Annotated in this window: 9 protein-coding genes; 2 read left to right on the plus strand and 7 right to left on the minus strand. The window is 38.7% G+C overall.

Annotation, left to right across the window (positions count from 1 at the left end):
• Positions 1 to 14 precede the first annotated feature (14 nt).
• The 4 genes from V7112_RS13960 to addB all read right to left on the minus strand — a co-directional run bounded on the left by V7112_RS13960 (position 15) and on the right by addB (position 11,962).
• Positions 15 to 3,404: an AAA family ATPase gene (locus tag V7112_RS13960; protein WP_335420763.1), complete on the minus strand. Its 3,390-nt coding sequence runs from the start codon at positions 3,402 to 3,404 to the stop codon at positions 15 to 17.
• Positions 3,401 to 4,585, minus strand: coding sequence for an exonuclease SbcCD subunit D (locus tag V7112_RS13965; protein WP_335420765.1), 1,185 nt, complete (start codon positions 4,583 to 4,585; stop codon positions 3,401 to 3,403). Before V7112_RS13965 ends, V7112_RS13960 begins: the two co-directional genes overlap by 4 nt.
• Before the next feature lie 134 nt (positions 4,586 to 4,719).
• Positions 4,720 to 8,481, minus strand: a complete 3,762-nt coding sequence (gene addA, locus V7112_RS13970; protein WP_335420767.1) for a helicase-exonuclease AddAB subunit AddA — start codon at positions 8,479 to 8,481, stop codon at positions 4,720 to 4,722.
• Positions 8,474 to 11,962, minus strand: a complete 3,489-nt coding sequence (gene addB / locus V7112_RS13975; protein ID WP_335420769.1) for a helicase-exonuclease AddAB subunit AddB — start codon at positions 11,960 to 11,962, stop codon at positions 8,474 to 8,476. Before addB ends, addA begins: the two co-directional genes overlap by 8 nt.
• A gap of 214 nt (positions 11,963 to 12,176) precedes the next feature.
• Between addB and V7112_RS13980 the strand changes: the two genes are divergently transcribed.
• Both V7112_RS13980 and V7112_RS13985 read left to right on the plus strand, forming a co-directional pair.
• Complete coding sequence (locus V7112_RS13980; RefSeq protein WP_335420771.1) at positions 12,177 to 14,843, plus strand: cation-translocating P-type ATPase; 2,667 nt, start codon at positions 12,177 to 12,179, stop codon at positions 14,841 to 14,843.
• Positions 14,844 to 14,995: 152 nt separating this feature from the next.
• Entirely contained in the window at positions 14,996 to 15,418 is a 423-nt protein-coding gene (locus V7112_RS13985) for a universal stress protein (protein ID WP_335420773.1), read from the plus strand.
• A gap of 35 nt (positions 15,419 to 15,453) precedes the next feature.
• On the opposite strand, the gene V7112_RS13990 is transcribed toward V7112_RS13985, so the two are convergent.
• Genes V7112_RS13990 through V7112_RS14000 form a run of 3 tightly spaced genes read right to left on the minus strand, consistent with a single transcriptional unit; the run spans position 15,454 to position 19,256 of the window.
• Positions 15,454 to 15,909, minus strand: coding sequence for a flavodoxin domain-containing protein (locus V7112_RS13990; protein WP_335420775.1), 456 nt, complete (start codon positions 15,907 to 15,909; stop codon positions 15,454 to 15,456).
• Positions 15,910 to 15,911: 2 nt separating this feature from the next.
• Positions 15,912 to 16,958: a ribonucleotide-diphosphate reductase subunit beta gene (locus V7112_RS13995; protein WP_335420777.1), complete on the minus strand. Its 1,047-nt coding sequence runs from the start codon at positions 16,956 to 16,958 to the stop codon at positions 15,912 to 15,914.
• Positions 16,959 to 16,973: 15 nt separating this feature from the next.
• Positions 16,974 to 19,256: a ribonucleoside-diphosphate reductase subunit alpha gene (locus V7112_RS14000; RefSeq protein ID WP_335420854.1), complete on the minus strand. Its 2,283-nt coding sequence runs from the start codon at positions 19,254 to 19,256 to the stop codon at positions 16,974 to 16,976.
• Between the last annotated feature and the right edge of the window lie 110 nt (positions 19,257 to 19,366).

The raw sequence follows: 19,366 nt of genomic DNA on the forward strand, positions 1-19,366 counted from the left end.
CTTTTTCTATGTTCCTATAAGGTTTCTAATCTAACAAGAGTTCCTCTACCTGAAGGTTCAGCTGCTTCAACGATTAAGCGTTTAGGCAATCTAGCCCTTAATTCCTGAACATGGCTAATCACGCCTACCGCTAATTGTTTTGAATGTAATTTTTCCAGAGCTGACACAACCGTATCTAATAGGTCAGCATCCAATGTCCCGAATCCTTCGTCTAAGAAGAAGAATTGCAACGGATATTCTCCCCTTAGCTGGATTTGTGCTGACAGTGATAGAGCCAACGCTAATGATGTTAAGAAAGTCTCTCCACCGGAAAGTGTGGTAACAGGACGTCTAACCCCACCATTTGCATCATCCCTCATAATAAATCCGCCCTGTGAATCCACTTCAACCGCATAACGCTGTCTTGTTAGAATTCCAAGTCGCTCTGTTGCATCACGACTAACTTGAACAAGCTGTTCCTCTGCAATAAACTCTACAAAGCTATTTCCTTTAAAAACGGATTGAAGCTTGTTATATTGCTCTACTAATTTTTCAAGCTCATTTCGTCGTTTTTCAAGTTCGTTAAATCGCTCATGTTTTTCTAATAGTACTTGAAGTGCTTTAATAGCCGCTCCCTTCGCTTCAACCGCTTGATTAAGCATCTCCTTCATTTCCGTGCGAACCCTTTGGATTTCATCCCATTTTTCTTGTGATAGTTTTTCATCATTCAATAAATCATTTACTTTTTGCAACTCAGTTTGGATTTGCTTGAAGCGATCCCAATAACGCTCTATTTGTGAACCGAGTTCCTCTTGCTCATGTTTTGATAGAATTGATTCCCTCACATCGGAAATTTGTAAAAAGCTTGTTGTTTTAAGAACTTCAGTCCATTTTGTCGTTGCTTTTTCATTTCGCTCTTTCCCATCCTGTAATCCGCTAAATGCAGCATGTGTTTCGTTTTCTAATTTTTGACACTCAGCTTGAATCTTTTGCCAAGCCTCATAGGATGTTAATTCTGTTTGCTCAAGCTGTTTCACCATTTGTTCAGTTTCAATCATTAACTGATCAATATTATGGTTCCCTATTTCTTTTGCAAGTTTTTCACGAGCCTCAGATAAGGCTTCGAGTTTACCTTTTAATGTGGAGCTAATTTCAGCAATTTGGCGGTCAAGCCCATTGCTTTCATTTTGATACTTTTGCTTCTCTTGTTCCTTTTGTTCAAGCATGAGTGTGCTATTTTCAATTTCAACAGATAAACTTTGTGCCGATTTGTCATTCTTTGAAATGTCCTCAAGCTTTGCTTCGATTGTTTCAAATTCAAGCTGTGGAAAGGATTGCTTCCAGTTCAAGTACTGTTCCTTTGTTTTTTTCTGTAAGTTTAAGACACGAGCCTGAAGCTCATTAAAGGATTTTATATTAAATTCCTTTGTCTGTTCAAGCTGGTTAACTTCTTTTAATGATGCACGAATATCTTGAATGGCTTTTCTTCCTGTTTCTTGAAGCTTTAATAAATCCTGTTGCAATGATTTTTGTTCAACAATAAGGGCTTGAAGCATACCGAATACATCTTCAAACTCCTCATCACTAACAAGTCTTTTTGCTTGAACAGGTGCATTCATTTCTCCTGGATACTCCCCGATAAGTCCTCCAGAAATTTGCTCAAGCTTGAGTTTAAGCGTTGAAAATTCTTGTTTCATATTTCTTGCGATTGTTATATCGTTTGACAGTTTTTCGATTTGTGCATCCATTTCATCTCCATGGTCCTCATGGATGGATAGAGGGTTTGGATGATGTTGCGAACCACATACCGGACACGGCTCTCCAGACTGAAGCTGGTCAGCAAGCTGGATGGCAAGATTCTTTTTTCTATTATCCTCTAATTCTTTCTTAAGTCTAGAAAGTTTAATTTCAGCTAAACCAATAAGCTTCTCACTGTCTCTTTCACGTTCACAGACTGTTTCATATGTGGATGCATTTTTTAAGAAGATAGCCTCCACTCTTTGTTTAGCCTGGTCAAGTTCAACATTTTGTGAGTAAAGCATTTGATCTAATTGTTCGAGCTGCCCACGGCTTTTTTCTAACTCTGTTTTTTGCTCGTTTAGACTTGTATTTGAAAACATGATTGTCTGCTTTTCTTGACTGGCTTTTTGAAGTTCATTACGTACTTCTACTGAAACAGTTAAACTCGAAAGCTTGACTCTTCGTTCCTTTTGCTTCTCTGTATCTTCGGTAATTGATGCTGTAATTGCTTCAATTTGTTCCTGTTTTTCACGGACTTGTGATTGTAAATTGTTCAGCTTTTGCTTAAGCTCATTTGCTTCACCTTCAAGAACAATAGCTTTTTCCTGAACTAATTTAGCATCGGTCAGCTGTTGTTTTTTTGTTAAGTAAAATGGTAGCTTCTCCGTTTTTTCCTGACGTGCCTTGTGATACTCATTAGCCTTTGCTTCATTTTCTTGTTTTTTGTTTGTTAATTGATTTTGTAAGGTTTGATGAAGAATAGTTGCTTTTTCTAATGCCTCTTTTGCAGTCTCATATTCCTCTAAATACGGAAGGATGAGAGCAGCTGTTTCCGCATTCTTCACTTTTTTCTCAAGTTGAAGGATATGTGGTTTCTCATATTCGATTTTAACCAATTTTTGAGAAAGCTCACCCTTTTCCAGCTGCCATTGCCAAATACTTTTACTTTTTTCAAAATCAGCATCAATCTTATTGACTTCATTTTGGCGTTTTTCTAGAAGAATTTCTGCGTTTTTTAACTCTTGCTCCGCACTATTAATCGCCTCTGTTGATGCATCTCCAAGACCCGCTTGTTCAGCTGCTACTTCGTTTAACTCATTTTTTGCTATGGTTAGCTTATTCTTTAATTTTTTATTAAACTTGTCACCATATTGTTCAAGGTTAAAGAGGCGCTGAAGCATTTGTCTACGGTCAACACCCTTAAGTGATAAAAACTCAGCGAACTTTCCTTGTGGTAATACGACCGCTCTTGTAAAGTCGTCAATAGTTAAACCTAGTAAATCCTGCACACATTGATTAACCTCACCAATTTTATCAGCAAGAACAACTGATTCCTCATCGACTTCAATGATTCGGCTTACAGAGGATTTTACCTTTAAGTCATCCTGCCGTTTAAAGCTACGCTCAATCAGATAACGCTTTGTTCCTTTGGCGTTTTCTAGCTCAAACGTAAAAGAAACATGGAGAAGGTTTTCAGCATGATTCAGAATTCCATGCGTATTATTGGATGCACGCTCGACTTTCCCGTAAAGAGCAAGTGTCATTGCATCGAGAATCGAGGATTTCCCACTACCTGTCGGTCCAAAAATCCCAAAAACTCCACCTTCACAAAGAGAACCAAAATCAACTGTTTGTTTTTCACGGAAGCTATGAAGCCCCGCTACTGTTAATGTGATAGGTTTCACGCTTCGTCACCGTCCTCGTCTACATCATCAGTAATAAGCTCTAAAAATAATTTCGTAAGCTCTGGCTCTGGTTTCGCCCCACCTGTTTGCTTTTCATAAAAACGGACAAAAAGCTCATCTATTGGGGTATTTGTATTCACAGTTCGTTCTGCTTTTTCCTTTTCAAGTTCTTCAAAAATGGGGCGTATATGAATAAGTCCACTATGATGCTTTCGCAATCTATGAATCTCTTCGATTGAAAGAGCATTTGTCACATGGACTTCAAGGTCAATCCATGCATTCGCGTCCTTGCCTTCATCAAGCCAAGTATAGACTTGGGCAAGCCCTTCTTTTGCTTTCCATCTTACAAGTGGTTTTCCACTAGATAAAAACACCTCGGACATTTCAATCGGCTTGTTAGGTTTCGCGTCTAAAATGGTGACAGATTTCGCGTACCCCGCCTCTGAGAAGCTATAGGCTAATGGTGAACCTGAATACCTAGCCATTGTTTTTGCTCTAGATACCATTTGCGGACGGTGTAGATGACCTAATGCAACATATTGGGCGGATTCCGGTAGACTAGTAGCAGCCACTGTGTATGCACCGCCAACCTCAATTGGTCGCTCAGAGTCTGAGCTACTTCCACCCGTGACATAAATATGGCTCATTGCGATATTGATTGTTTCAGGTGTAAAAGCCTTACTCATTTCTTCAAATATTCCTTGAATGCGCTGGTCATATTTATCACGAAGCATTAACTCTTCATGCGAATCTGATAATACTTCAGCTAAACGGGACTCTGAAGGATACGGTAAAGCTGCCAGTTTAAGAGTTTCATTGGTTGTAGGTACATAAATTGTTTGGACATCCATGGTTGGCAAGCCCAGTAATTGAATGCCTTGCTGGTGTGCAAGTGGCGAGGCCGCTGACAGGCGATCTGGGTTATCATGGTTTCCTGCAATGATTGATACCGGCCTCTTGCCGCCATTTGATAAACGAGCGATACTTTCATAAAATAAGCTTTCAGCTGCAGCTGGTGGATTCACTGTATCAAATGCATCACCAGCCATTAACACCACATCTATTTTTTCTTCTTCGACGATTTTTACAAGCTCATCCAAGAATTGTGCTTGTTCTTCGAGTCTACTTCTCCCCTCAAGAGATCGACCTAAATGCCAATCCGCGGTGTGAAGAATTCTCATCTGAAAATCCCCTTTCTTAACCGAATCTAGTACTATTATTTTAACATAGCAGAAGTCTTTCGATTGATAGAGTTAGCTGGAAATTAACGAAAAAAGTACTGCCCCTAAATTTGAGCAGTACTTCCCATTTATATCTATACCTCTAACAAATGTCCACCATCGAAAAAGTATAAATATCTTTCATTTAGTGGTTTTCTCCAAATATGTTCGATTGCCTTACTGTATAATTCAAGCTGCACTCGATAACGGGCCTTTAGTTCAGGCTTTGCATCTTCAAAGCTTCTAAACTTACCAGTAATTGTGTCCGTTTTATAGTCAATCAGAACAATTCCTTTTTCATCCTCAAAGATACAGTCGATGACCCCTTGAATAAGGACATTTTCCTGTTGCTCATCAGACCAATCCGCATAGGCTTCAAACGCTGGAATGGCAACACTAAAAGGAACCTCACGTCTTACATTGTCAGAAGCTAGCATACGCTGGGCAATCCCTGATTCAAAAAATCCGAGAATACTCTCCACATCTATAACATCGGCCTGTTCCTGCGTTAAAAGCTCATTATGGACCATTCGTTGAATCTGCTCGCGAACAGACTCCACATCAATCGATTTACTTAACTCAACATGCTGCATTACCATATGCATGGCTGTTCCACGTTCGGCCGGAGTTAATGATTTTTGCTGCATGAATCTTGGTCGATCCGCACTTGCTGAACGGAATCGTGGTAGAAAAGCCACATCACTATGTTCGTCCATACTCTCTCGCTGTCTTTTTATTTCCGAAACAGACTGCTTTGAACGCTTATTTGCCGCAGATTTAAAAGGATATTCCCATGTTAATTGATGTTCGATTCGTTCAGATACATCACTACTAACCGGAATTGGTTTTCCTTCTTTAATGGCAGCCTCCATTTGTTCATGTTTGGTCTCTTCTCCAACCTCAATTTTTTGCAATTCTACAGCAGGGATTGTCCGAATCTCCCATTTTGCTGGATGATTTACAATGTCAGCTGGGAGCCCTTCAACTAACTCATCTCCCCGAAGCAACTCCGCATCTTTATGTCGAATTAATCCAGGTCCAATCCAATCTAAATACGATTTAGCACCAGCTCTTGTATGGTCAGTAATCAACCATTCTTTATTTTGAAGAGTGGCCTGCCATTTCCCCAGTTGCTTTCCTAAATCCTTTACTGTACCTACTAGGTAAAGCTTTTCCTTCGCTCTTGTTAAAGCAACGTAAAGGACACGCATTTCTTCTGAAATTAATTCAAGATGCATTTTTTTCTTAATCGCAAGCATCGGTAGGGTTGGGTAACTAATTCTGAGCGTCGGATTCACATATTTTGTTCCAAATCCAAGTTCTTTATCTAATAAATACTTTTTATTTAAGTCCATCATATTAAATTGCTTTGAAAGTCCACCTACAAATACAATTGGGAATTCAAGTCCCTTACTTTTATGAATCGTCATTAGACGGACAACATCCTCTTGTTCCCCAAGCGCTCTTGCCGTACCTAAATCATCGCCACGATCTTGCATTCGCTCGATGAACCGCAAGAAACGGAACAAACCTCTAAAGGAAGTTGCTTCATACTGCCTTGCACGGTCGTACAGTGCACGAAGGTTTGCTTGGCGCTGCTTTCCACCAGGCATCCCCCCAACAAAATCATAAAAATATGTCTCTCTGTACAGCTGCCAAATCAAATCAGATAATGATCCTGTTCTTGCTCTATTACGCCAGGTTTCTAATTTATGATAAAAGTGCGTGACCTTGGTCTGTGTTGGATCATCTGAAGATGCTTCCTTAAGAAATACCTTCAATGCCTCATAATAAGGACTGTTTTTTTCATAGTTTCGAATTTTTGCCAACTCGTCTGCTTCAAGTCCAACAATCGGCGAACGTAAAACAGATGCAAGGGGAATATCTTGGTAAGGATTATCAATCACCTTTAACAGGGACATCATAATTGCGACTTCTGTTGCATCAAAATAGCCTGTCGAAAGATCCGCATAAATAGGGATTCCTTGCTGCTTGAACTCCTCCATAATTTGGGGAGCCCATGGCATCGAACGCATCAAAATGACAATATCACGATACGTAATGCTTCTCATCCGATTTTCCTTGCGATCAAAGACTTGGAACCCTGAAGAAATCATATCCTTGATTTGCCTTGCCATCGCACGAGCTTCAAGCTGGGCTGTTTCTAGTTCCGCTTCATCAAAATAGACAATACCTTCCTCATCTTCGGAATCCTCATCATGTTCATAGCTCTCAGTTTCCTGGCCGTTTTTATCAATTAATACTAATTCTGCTGCCATTTGATTGCTTTGGGGATAATCGGCACCAAGCTTTAATTCGGCGTCATCGTCATATTCGATTTCACCAACAGCTTCCCCCATAATTTGTTTGAATAAATAATTCGTTCCATCCAAGACCTCAGCTCGGCTACGGAAGTTCTTCGATAAATCGATTCTTAACCCTGTATTATCACCTGATTGGGTAAACCGTTTATATTTACTCAAAAATAACATTGGTTCTGCTAGACGGAAGCGGTAAATGGATTGCTTCACATCCCCAACCATGAACATATTTCCAGTTGCTTCTCCGTCTTTTGTGACAAGCTTTAAAATAGATTCCTGTACCATATTTGTATCCTGGTACTCATCAACAAAAGCTTCTTCAAACTTAATCCGATATTCTAGAGCTGCTTCAGATGGTACAATCCCGTCTGTTGATGTTCCTTCCTTACGAAGAATTTCAAGACAATAATGCTCTAAATCTGAAAAGTCAACCAGCCCTTTTTCTTCTTTTACCTTCTGAAATTTCTCGCCAAATTCAATCACAAGTTGTACGAGCATTTCTATGGAAGGCTGCATTTCTTTAATATTATCTAAATAGCTTTCAGGAGGTCGACTGAACAAGTCTTCCTTTATTTTTTCAACCAGCTTTTTCGAGTCATCTCTTAGCTTAGTCACCTGGTCCTTTAAATTTTCATCATACTCATCGCCCTTAACAGGCTTCGCTCTACCAAACACAAGGCTTTGCATTTCATGGTAAAGCGCCGTCCAAGAATGGTTCTTTGCATGTAAAAGTCGGTGTATTTGTTCTAGGTCTGCTTCAATATTTTCTGCTCGAGGTGCTGGTCCTCCAGGCATTCGAATTAAATCCATCGCATGCTCTAAATTGGCTTTAGCACCTTCAAGCTGAAGCGAAATATCCGCTAATAAATATGGAATATATGGTGTTTGATCCAGTGTCTGATCATCTACTCGGTAATCCTCTACAATTTGCTTCAGCCATTCATTAGGTGTTGGATGTGCACGTGAAAATTCATAAAGTTTCCGAATCATATTTTGTAACTCAACATCAGTTCTGTCATTCGTAAATCGGTCAACTAAATCAAAGAATTTCGTGTTTTCTAGATTACTGTAATGCTCTTCAAAAAGCTCTTCCATAACCTCATCACGTAAAAGCTCCGCCTCTGTTGAATCAGCTATTCTAAATCCTGGATCAATATCAATTAAATAATAAAATTTCCGAATGACTTCCAAACAGAAAGAGTGAATGGTTGAGATGGATGCACGATTAAGCAAACTAAGCTGACGTCTAATGTGTAAGGAAGCTGGGTCTTCTTTTAATGCTTTTTCCAATGCTTCCCCGATTCGATTGCGCATTTCAGCTGCAGAAGCATTAGTAAAGGTCACAACAAGTAAACGGTCAACATCAATTGGATGTTGATCCGATAAAATTTTCCGGATAATTCGTTCAACGAGTACTGCTGTTTTACCGGACCCAGCTGCCGCTGCAACTAAAATGTCTTGACCACTTGAGACAATGGCTTTCCACTGATCATCTGTCCATTGACTTCCCTCTGGCTTTGGTATGAGATTAGTCATAATTTTTCACACCTCCATTCCGAATTTTCTCGAGGATTACGGCTTTGTTTTCATTTGGTAGAACACGATAGTTATTTTCTTCTAAGCTTTGATCAAACTGACAAACAGACTTAAATGAACAGAACGTACAAGGTGTTTTATCTTTGAGCTTATACGGCGCAATTTCAATTTCACCATTTGTAATCCGATTTCCAGTGTTTTTAAAGACACCACGCACATGATTACGAAGATATCCAAGCTCTTCTTCACTAGCAACCTGTGAATTTGAATAAAAGCTTCCATCCTTCTTAATCGCTGCAGAGACAATTTGCGAGTATCCTGTTCCAAGTGATTGATCCATTAGTCGAACGGATTCCTCATCCCCTAATAAAAGTCCCTTCATTTTAAATCTCTTAAAGATTTCCTCTTCAATTTTATCCTCAGGCAGTACCTTATTTGAATGAATTAATGGATCATGAATATGGAAATAAAGGACACCGGCTGGTTTTGCAGTCGTTCCAATCCAATCCTTAGAATGTGTAATGATTACATCTAAATAGGTTAACATTTGCAATGCAAGTCCATAATAAACCTCTGAAAGATTAAGCGCCTTTTGACTTGATTTATAATCGATCACTCGTAACAGTACACCCTTTGAGCTTTCCGCTTTATCAACGCGGTCAATTCGACCAACAAGCTCCATCGTACTACCATTATCCAAATTAAAAAGGATTGGTGGAAGTGGTCCCTTTTTTCCAAAGCCTAGTTCAATTCCTACTGGAGCAAAGCCACTTGCTTTTGCATGATCACTTAAAATCTTCGATGCACGGCTAATAATTTTTTGGAGCTTATGCATGATATAGTGGTAGCGATTTGAACTTAATAAAATTTCCTTCTGTAATCTTGGTGCTAATTCTTCAACCGCTTTTGCTGCAAGCTTATCACATTGTTCTTTTGTTAAGTCACGCCAATCAATTCCATTGACTCTTAAAGAATCAGCAATTTTCTTAAGGGCCGCATGAAATAAATCACCAATGTCTGGTGATTCCAAGCGAAATACTTTTCGCTCTTTTAGCTGCAGTCCATAGCTTGCAAAGTGAGAGAACGGACAGCCCTGGAACACTTCCATTCGCGAAACACTACCTTGAATATGGTCACCATATAGGGCTTGCGTTATTTCTTTTGAAAGCTTTTTCGGCTTGTTTTTATAAAATAAACTGCTTAATACAAGCTTACTTTTGTATTTCATTTCATCGTGGTTTGCGAAATAGTTATACACATCCCACCATAAATCCTGTATTGGATACTGCTTTTTCCACGCCTGCAATTGAGTGGCCAAAGAAGATAAGGCTACATCAGGATTGACGATATATTCTAGCTGTTCGTTTGCCGTAAGCTCTGACGGCTCATTCATATAAAATTTTTCATCTAAATTTGGAAAAATATCCTTTAGACGCTTAATAATAGGTGATGGAAGTAAGGACTTTCCTTCTTCATTTGCCAACGGATAGCTAATATACAAAGCTTCTCCTGGACTTGTTAACGCACAATAAATAAGGAAATTTTCATCTAATAATGTTTCCCTGCTTCCAGGCGCTAATTGTAGTCCAGCATCACCCAAGGCTTCACGGTCTGTTTCTGAAAACACACCTTCTTCGTTCGGGCGTGAAGGTAAGACACCATCATTCGCACCAATAATAAACGTACATTTAATGTTTGAAAATCGAGAACGTTCCAAGCTTGCCACAAGCACCTGGTCAATCGCTGGTGGCACAAGTGCAAATCGCATGCTTTCTAGTCCTGTTTCAATCATATTGCTAAACATCGTTAGTGAGACTTTTTCATCACCAATGATTTCAACATATTGATCAAGCAATTCTAAAACGGCATTCCATACCTGATCATTTTCCCTTGCTTCAGAAAGTTTTCCCGAAGCTTCCGCATTAAGCTTCAACTCTTCCATTTTTGCAGGGATTTCGAGTTCCTCTAAATAAAGGAAAATCGCCTCACACATACTTCTACCATCCTTCGCCTTTTGAAGACGTTTTTGTAAGGCGAGTAGTGGTTCAACAATCATTGCACGAAGATTGTTTAGCATATCCTCATATTCACGTTCTTTATCCGTCTGTGGTAGGTCTGAATCCTCTAATCCCCTAATTCGTTTAAACTTCCAACGCTCACCTTTTGTCCATTTATAGCCTTGAATCCCGTATTCAAGCACATAGTTTTCAAGCTTGTCCATATCCTCACGAAGCACGGAAATCTCTTCGCCAAATGGATATAAAAGATCTGTCTTTACACAGCGAAATACGGACTCGTAGCGCCAGTTATTGCTTACGACCTCTAGACTTGAACGGATTAGTTCAATTAACGGATGATTTAACATCGAACGTTTTTGGTCAATGAAAAATGGAATATGATAATCCGCAAAAATGGTCTCGATAATTTCATGATAATCACTTGCATTGCGAATCATAATTGCGATATCGCGATATCGGTAATTATGATCCCTTGCTAGTTTTTGAATTTCACGCGCAATCCCCTCAATTTCAGCACGTCGATTCACAGCCTGACTTATTGTGATTGTGGCCTGACCTTGATAAGGAATCGTAGGTCTTTCATCAAAATATTTTTCTAAATGGGCTAATGAAGGTTCTGAAGAGTACCGATACTGGTTTGTTAAAAGATTAGGCTCCTCCACCTTAATTCCATTTTCATTCGCATATTGAATAATAGATTGATAGGTTTTTCCCGACATTCGGAAAAGACTTAAATCATGCGGTGGAACATCATAGGCTTTATCAACAGTTAAAGCAATCGTAACTTTATTAGAGACTTTCATAAGCTGTCCTAATACCTCAAGCTCCTGTGGAGTAAAGCTATGGAAGCCATCAATTAAAATTTCCGCATCTTTTATATAAGTTGATTGAGGAATTTTTTCCGCTAAAAGGCGTAAATAATCCTCAGAATCGACGTACTTCTCAAAAAGATGTTTTTCTAATTCATCATATAAGAGCTGCAAGTCATGTAATTTATCAGATAAAACTTTGTTTTCAGGTCCAATGGTTTGTTTTTGTTCTTCTAGGATTTCAGGAGTAACACAATATCGCTTAAACTCCGCGACCATTTCTTCCATTTGGGTAATAAACCCATTTTTATCGGCAGCACGAGAGAAAACCTTTAGATCCTGCTTCTTGGAATCAATGATTTTGCGAAGTAGCATGTTCACTCCGACATTATTGACATGATAGCGGCTCATTCCTCCTGTTTCTTGTAAAACCCTCCATGCCAAGCGTGTAAAACTGAATACCTGAGCTCGCATCATTCCACCAATCCCAGGGGTATTGATTAAATCATATTCCGATTGAAATGTCATTTGGTCTGGAACTAAATACACAATCGGAGAACCTGTTGGGTCCTCTAGAAGCTTCGTCCGAATATCTTCAAGACATGTGTGTGATTTTCCAGTACCAGCACGTCCCAATATAAATTGTAGAGACATATTGTTACCTCCTAAAGAGATGAGTCATTCGTTTCATTCTTATCCTCTAATTGTACCAAAAAGTTTGTCGAACAGGTGAGTCGTATCCTCATCCATATTTTAGAAATGTCGAAGAACGTTAACATTCTTCTATTTTTAAGGATGATATAATTTTTGTAAGGGACTTCCAATATATTAGAAAGAAGGACATATTTTTTAGAAAGAAGTGATATAAGTGTCACACTGGTATAAAAAATCGATAACCGATATAGAAACGGAACTTACAACAAATATTGAAAAAGGACTTACAGAAAGGAAAGCAGATGAACGACTTCGAAGGTTTGGTCCTAATCAATTTGAAGATCATGAAAAAGCTTCGATTTTGAAAATGTTTTGGGATCAAATTAATAGCATGTTAATCTACATACTTATTGCTGCAGCTGTCATTTCAGCTTTTGTTGGCGAAATAACCGATGCTGCGATCATTTTATTTGTCATCCTTCTCAATGCAGTCATTGGGGTTGTTCAAGAGTCAAAGGCTGAAAAAGCGTTAGAAGAATTAAAAAAGATGTCCACTCCAAAAGCGATTGTCAAAAGAAACGGAAGCCTAAGGGAAATTCCATCTGAGGGAATTGTTCCAGGTGATATTATCATTTTAGACGCTGGACGCTATGTCCCTGCGGATCTACGCCTTGTAGAAACAGCAAATTTACAAATCGAAGAATCTGCGTTAACAGGTGAATCTGTTCCAGTTGAAAAAGACGCATCTTTACTATCGGGACGTGATGATTCAATAGGCGACCAAAGGAATATGGCTTTTATGACAACTCTTTCGACGTATGGAAGAGGTATTGGCGTTGTTGTCAATACTGGAATGAATACGGAAATCGGAAAGATTGCTAAAATGCTAGGACAGCAAGAAAAGGAAACAACCCCTCTTCAAAAGAAATTAGATGAATTGGGAAAATTTTTAGGGTTAGGAGCAATCCTTGTTTCAATTGTCATCTTTTTTATTGGCTACTTTCAAGGTAGAGAACCGTTAGATATGTTCCTCATTGCTGTTAGTTTGGCGGTTGCAGCAATACCAGAGGGCCTCCTTGCCATTGTAACGATTGTGCTCGCCATGGGTGTGGGGCGGATGATTAAACATCATGCCATCGTCCGCAAGCTTCCTGCCGTAGAAACCCTAGGTGCAGTAAGTGTGATTTGCTCTGATAAAACAGGTACACTTACGCAAAACAAAATGACAGTAACCACCATATTTATCGATGATCGTTATCAGAACATAGGTGACATTCCTGAGGATTTCGCACTAAAGCATCCATTTTTCCAAGGAATTACATTATGTAATGATGCTCGGGTTTCTAAGGACCAAAGTACAGGAGACCCAACTGAAATCGCCCTTGTTCAAGCTGGGTTGAATAAAGGCTTGCACAAAGAGGCGCTTGAAATAGCCTTTAAACGAATTTATGAACTTCCCTTTGACTCCGAACGAAAAATGATGACAACTGTTCACACAGACGGTGGTAGTTTTGTTTCGTTTACGAAAGGTGCATTGGAAAGCATTTTGCCAAGGGTAACAGCTATTTATAGGAATGGGAATGTTGTACCGTTTACTGATGAAGAAGAAAAAAAAATTCAGGAAGCATCAGGAAGAATGTCTGACAAGGCCTTACGTGTTCTTGCTGTTACTATGAAAAATGTACAAGAAAATGAAAGCCACGATCGCCGTTTAGAATCAGAGCTTATTTTCCTAGGACTAGTCGGTATGATCGATCCTCCGCGTGAGGAAGTCAAAGCATCAATTGCCTATTGTAAAGATGCAGGCATTCAAACGGTTATGATAACCGGTGACCATCAAAAGACAGCACTAGCCATTGCATCAGAATTGGGAATAGCAGATGATGTGGCACAAACAATGACTGGCCAGCAACTACATGCACTAAGTGACTTAGAGCTTCAAGAAAAGGTGAAAAATGTTCGAGTATTTGCACGGGTTTCTCCCGAGCATAAGGTGCGAATCGTAAAAGCGTTAAAAAATAACGGACACATCGCCTCTATGACTGGTGACGGTGTGAATGATGCTCCATCATTAAAGCAGGCAGATGTGGGAGTAGCAATGGGGATTACAGGTACGGACGTCGCAAAAGGAGCAGCCGATATTATCCTAACAGATGATAATTTCGCCACCATTGTATCAGCTGTAGAGCATGGAAGAAATATCTACCAAAATATCAAGAAATCCATTTTATTTTTACTCTCTTGTAATCTAGGGGAAATTACTGCTTTATTCATTGGTATTTTACTTGGCTTACCCGCTCCACTAACGGCCGTACAAATTCTTTGGGTAAATCTGATTACTGATACCCTTCCTGCACTTGCATTAGGGATGGATCCCGATGATCCTGATGTTATGAAGGAAAAGCCGCGAGATCCGAAGGAAAGTATATTTTCAAAGGGGAATGGAAGTTTTACCGTATTAAATGGTTTGCTTATCGGTTTTATCACATTATTTGCATTTGTGGAAGGCTTACGTTTCTATTCCGGGGCAAGCTCTATCTTTTCAATCGATTATGGCAACATTACATCTGATGCATTAATTCACGCTCAAACAATGGCTTTTATTACACTAAGTATTTCGCAATTGTTCCACTCCCTTAACCTTAGAAGTCAAAAGAAATCGATATTTAAGGTCGGGCTTTTAACAAACAAATCCTTAATTGGTGCGATTTGCCTTGGAATTGCCATTCAAGTAGGACTTGTCTATATTCCATTTTTCAATCATATATTTGGAATACATTTTCTTACAGGCAATGATTGGCTATTCATTCTTGGACTATCCATTATACCTATTATAGCGAATGAATTTTCTAAGGTGTTGAAAGGTATTTTTTCAAAATAAAACGTTTGCCCTTGATTCTTTTGACAATTTCGTTAACTTTATACAAAAAAACTTACAAAGATTTATAATTAAAGTAGAGATTGATTCTATGCATTTTGATAGCTTTAAACATTTATATTGATCAATCCTATCAATTTAAGGGGGCTTTTTAAATGACTAGATTATTAGTACCTGTTGATGGTTCCGCACATTCGATTAAAGCAGTTCAATTCGCATTAAATCAAGCTGTTGAAACTAATTCAGAAATTATTCTCTTAAATGTTCAACCAAGCTATAACACTCCTAATGTAAAACGCTTTGTTAAACAAGACCAAATCCAAGCTTATCAAATTGAAGAAAGTAAATTTGCATTTGACAAAGCACTAGCAGTAACTAAGAACTTCTCTATACCGATTGAGACAAAATTAAGAATTGGTGATCCTGGAATTGAAATCACCACTGAAGCAAGAGAATGCAAGGCAGTTCAAATCATAATGGGTTATAGAGGACTTGGTGCCATTAAAGGAACCATCCTTGGAAGTGTAAGCTATAAGGTTTTACATGAAGCTCCATGCCCAGTCACTATTGTTCCTTAACAAAAAGCTTTGATTACTTTTAAAGGGTATCACTTTCACACAGTGATACCCTTGTTACTATTTACTCGTTCCATTATAACCTCAGCAAAGCGCTTAAACCGGTGCTCATCTATACGTTGTGGCATTAACTCTATTTTTAAGGTTGCTGCTAAAGTCGAATGCACATAGAGCATATCACGGAATTCATCAACAGCCCCACAAAAATAGGGATAGCATTGGTCACCCGTGCCAATTACACCTGTGACAATATCCTTTGTAAAATTATTCTCAAAAGCACGATAGAGCTGCATCATTTCATGAGGAATATCCCCATTACCCCATGTATAAGTTCCAATAACGATCACATCAAAAGTTTCCAATTGATAAAACGGAAACTGTTCGACTTGATAGACATGGCACAGGCTTGTGTGCCTTCTCATATAATTGTTGATAATTTTTATTGCTTCCTCTGTGTTTCCTGTAATCGATGAATACACTATCGCAACTTTCATACTTACAGCTCATCAAATCCATTAGATTGGGATACTTTCGTATAGGTTCGCGATTTTTGTTCAAAAAAGTCAGATTTCGTATCATTCATCATTTCATCACTAAACACCTGAATCCACGGCATTGGGTTATCTTTCTCTTCATATAAATTTTGAAACCCAAGCTGCCGAAGCCTTTTGTTAGCAAGATATTCTACATATTCTTCAAATTCACGTAAATCAATTCCATCAATATCTTTTAAAATATATCGTGCCCACTCTTTTTCAAGCTCCACTGCTTGTCCAATTGCCTTATAGACATAATCCTTATTTTCATCTGTGTTTAGTTCCGGATTTTCTGATAAAAGGATTCGTACAAATTGAGCAATGAAATACGCATGCTGCATTTCATCCCTTTGAATATAACTAATCATCGTACTTGTCTTCAGCATTTTTTGTTGTCTCGCAAGATTATAGAAAAAGGCAAAACCTGCATAAAAATAGATTCCTTCTAGGTTAATTGAATTGATTGCAAGCTTAAACAAGTTTTCTGGAGAAGGATGCTCCCTGAATCCCTCATAAGCTTTGAGGATTGCCTGATTTCTTTTTCGAACAATTGGGTCATCCTTTGCCTGATTAAAACGTTCTTTTTGTTCATGTAATGGTACAAGTGAACTCAAAATATAGGAATATGATTCATTATGAACAGCTTCCTGCTGCGAAATAACCGCGAAAATAGCCTTAAAGCTGGAATCTGTTACATAATCCATTACTTGGTTCATTGTCGGTGTTTGCAGACTATCTAATGATGCGAGCTGTGTGTTAATTCGTAAAAACACATCCTTCTCAATAGGGCTTAGTTGATCCCATTGCTTGATGTCATCCTGCATATTAATTTCTTGTGCTTTCCAAAAATTCGAAAGCAAGGTTTGATACAAGGTATACATTTGTGGATATGCAATATCATTCCAATTCAATAGTCCTGAAGTTTCCCCGTTAATGATCCCTGTTGATTTATTCGGAAAATCCGGATTAAATAATTTAATTTTTGTTAATGGCTGATTGATTGACATCGTTCTTATTCCTCCTTAACTATGACATAGTTCACATTCTTCAATTTCTGCTTGGGACGTACTTCTGACATAATAAGTCGTTTTTAATCCTTGTCTCCAAGACTCTAAATGAAGCTCTAAGAGATCCTTTGCTTTAATATCATGTCTGACATATAGATTAAAGCTAATGCCCTGATCGATATGACGCTGGCGTGCAGCATTTTGTCGTATACTCCAGATTTGATTGACTTCATGGCGCGCTTTTCGGTAAAACTCATACGTCCTATGATTGATATCAGGCGCAGTCACTTTAAACTTAAAATTCTTTTTCTCCTCCGCATACTCAGCCGCGTAAATTGGATCAATCCCGTCGGTAGACCCACCAATCTTAGCAGTTGATGAATTAGGGGCTACCGCCATTAGCCACCCATTGCGCATTCCGTTTTGAGACACATTTTCTTGAAGCTTGTTCCATCGTTCAGATGTATACTTTCTGCTGGTAAAATAAGCTCCCGTATCCCATTCAGATTCTTTAAATGTCGAGTAAGCCCCTTTTTCCTTTGCAAGCTCCATTGAAGATTGAATCGCGAAATAGGCAATTTCCTCGTACAATTCATCTGCAAATTGAACGGCCTCATCTGATTCCCAATAAATACCCTTGAGTGCTAAAAGATGATGCCAACCAAATGTCCCTAAACCAACCGCGCGAAATCTTTTATTTGTGATATCTGCTTGTTTGACAGAAATGGTATTTAAATCGACGACATTATCAAGCATTCGAACCTGAATCCGTATTAACCGTTCAAGCACATTCTCTTGAACCGCCCTTGGCAAATTAATAGATGAAAGATTACAAACCACAAAGTCACCAGGCTTTCGAATGATCACGATATTTCCTTCATCATCAATATATTCCTTCGTAATCCTCGTTGCTGACATGTTTTGTGCGATTTCTGTGCATAAGTTACTGCAGAAAATCGCGGTACGACCTTTTCCAAGAAGGTGTTTGTTCGGATTCTTTCGGTTTACTTCATCACGGTAGAACATATACGGTGTCCCTGTTTCTAACTGAGCGATCATGATGCGAGCCATTACATCCATTGCTCGATAGGATTTACGAGGTAACAGCGGATGTTTGACTGCTTCCATATATTTTTCAGTGAAATATTTTTCATCCTCATCATCGTAAAAATCCTCAAGACCTAATAGAGTTCCGTTTTCATCCTTCCAGCCCATGATTTGCTTTACTTCATGTGGACAGAAGGTGTACCACTCTCCAATGCTTCTACCATTTTCATCTACCTCTTGTAACTTTTTCATAAAGAGATCCGGAACGGTTACCCCTGTAAAAATATCATGGGCTTTACGGCGTTCGTCCCCATTATTCGTCTTCAAATCGAGGAAACCATTCATGACATCTTTATGGAATAAATCGAGATATATCGCGATCGCTCCTTGGCGTTGTCCTAATTGATCAACACTTACTGCTGTATCATTGATTAGACGAATCCATGGAACAATACCAGATGAATTCCCCTTAAATTTTTTGATATCAGAGCCTAACGCACGCACCTTTCCATAATAGACACCTATCCCGCCTCCATCTTTTGATAGTCTAGCAATATCCCAGTTATTTAAATAAATGCCATCAAGTGAGTCTTCCACTGTATCTATAAAACAAGAGGACAACTGACCAAAGCTTTTGCCAGCATTTGATAAAGTAGGAGTCGCAACGGTCATATATAAATTACTTAATGCCCAGTAGGCTTCCTTGACGTATTCGAGCCGAACTCCCTTTTTCTCATGCTGCATTAATGTCATGGCAATGATCATGAAGCGTTCCTGAGGAAGCTCATATATATTCCGTTCATAATCTCTTGCAAGATAACGGTCTGCTAATAAAAATAAACCGATGTATGTAAATAAATGATCTTTAGAGGGTTCTATTACCTTTTCTAGTTCAAAAATCTCATCATCGGAATAGGAGTTTACTATTTCATTAGAATATATTCCTTTATTCGTTAGTTCCTTGATTAACTCATGAAAACTCCCGTATTTTAGATCACGATTGTACTTCCGACTTGTTGCAGCTTTTTCATAAAGTTCATTTAAATAAAGATGAGCCGCTAAATAGGTCCAATCTGGCTGATCCATGGCAATTTTGTTTAAAGAATAAAAAAGAGCATGTTGGTTTGCTTCAACTGTAGAGAAACTCATTCCTTGAAGTTTGTTTCTTATTTCGGTTGTGTCGAGCTGATAGGTGCTTTCTGCATAATCAAACGAGTGCAGGACTGAATCCAAATCCCCCTGTGTTGTGATATTCAATGTATTTCTCTCCTTATTATTTATTTGCTAAAACATAAAAAATCCGCTCAGGTCAATTGAGCGGATGAAACGATAACATCAAGGGTGCATGAAAAAAGAGCCCC

It is taken from the genome of Bacillus sp. JJ1566 (genome assembly GCF_036962685.1).
Taxonomy (GTDB): domain Bacteria; phylum Bacillota; class Bacilli; order Bacillales; family Bacillaceae_L; genus Ferdinandcohnia.

Bases quoted from the DNA above. Each gene is read 5' to 3' on its own strand.
- V7112_RS13995 (WP_335420777.1), bottom strand. From the start codon at position 16,958: ATGTCAATCAATCAGCCATTAACAAAAATTAAATTATTTAATCCGGAT.
- V7112_RS13985 (WP_335420773.1), top strand. From the start codon at position 14,996: ATGACTAGATTATTAGTACCTGTTGATGGTTCCGCACATTCGATTAAA.
- addA (WP_335420767.1), bottom strand. From the start codon at position 8,481: ATGACTAATCTCATACCAAAGCCAGAGGGAAGTCAATGGACAGATGAT.
- addB (WP_335420769.1), bottom strand. From the start codon at position 11,962: ATGTCTCTACAATTTATATTGGGACGTGCTGGTACTGGAAAATCACAC.
- V7112_RS13965 (WP_335420765.1), bottom strand. From the start codon at position 4,585: ATGAGAATTCTTCACACCGCGGATTGGCATTTAGGTCGATCTCTTGAG.
- V7112_RS13990 (WP_335420775.1), bottom strand. From the start codon at position 15,909: ATGAAAGTTGCGATAGTGTATTCATCGATTACAGGAAACACAGAGGAA.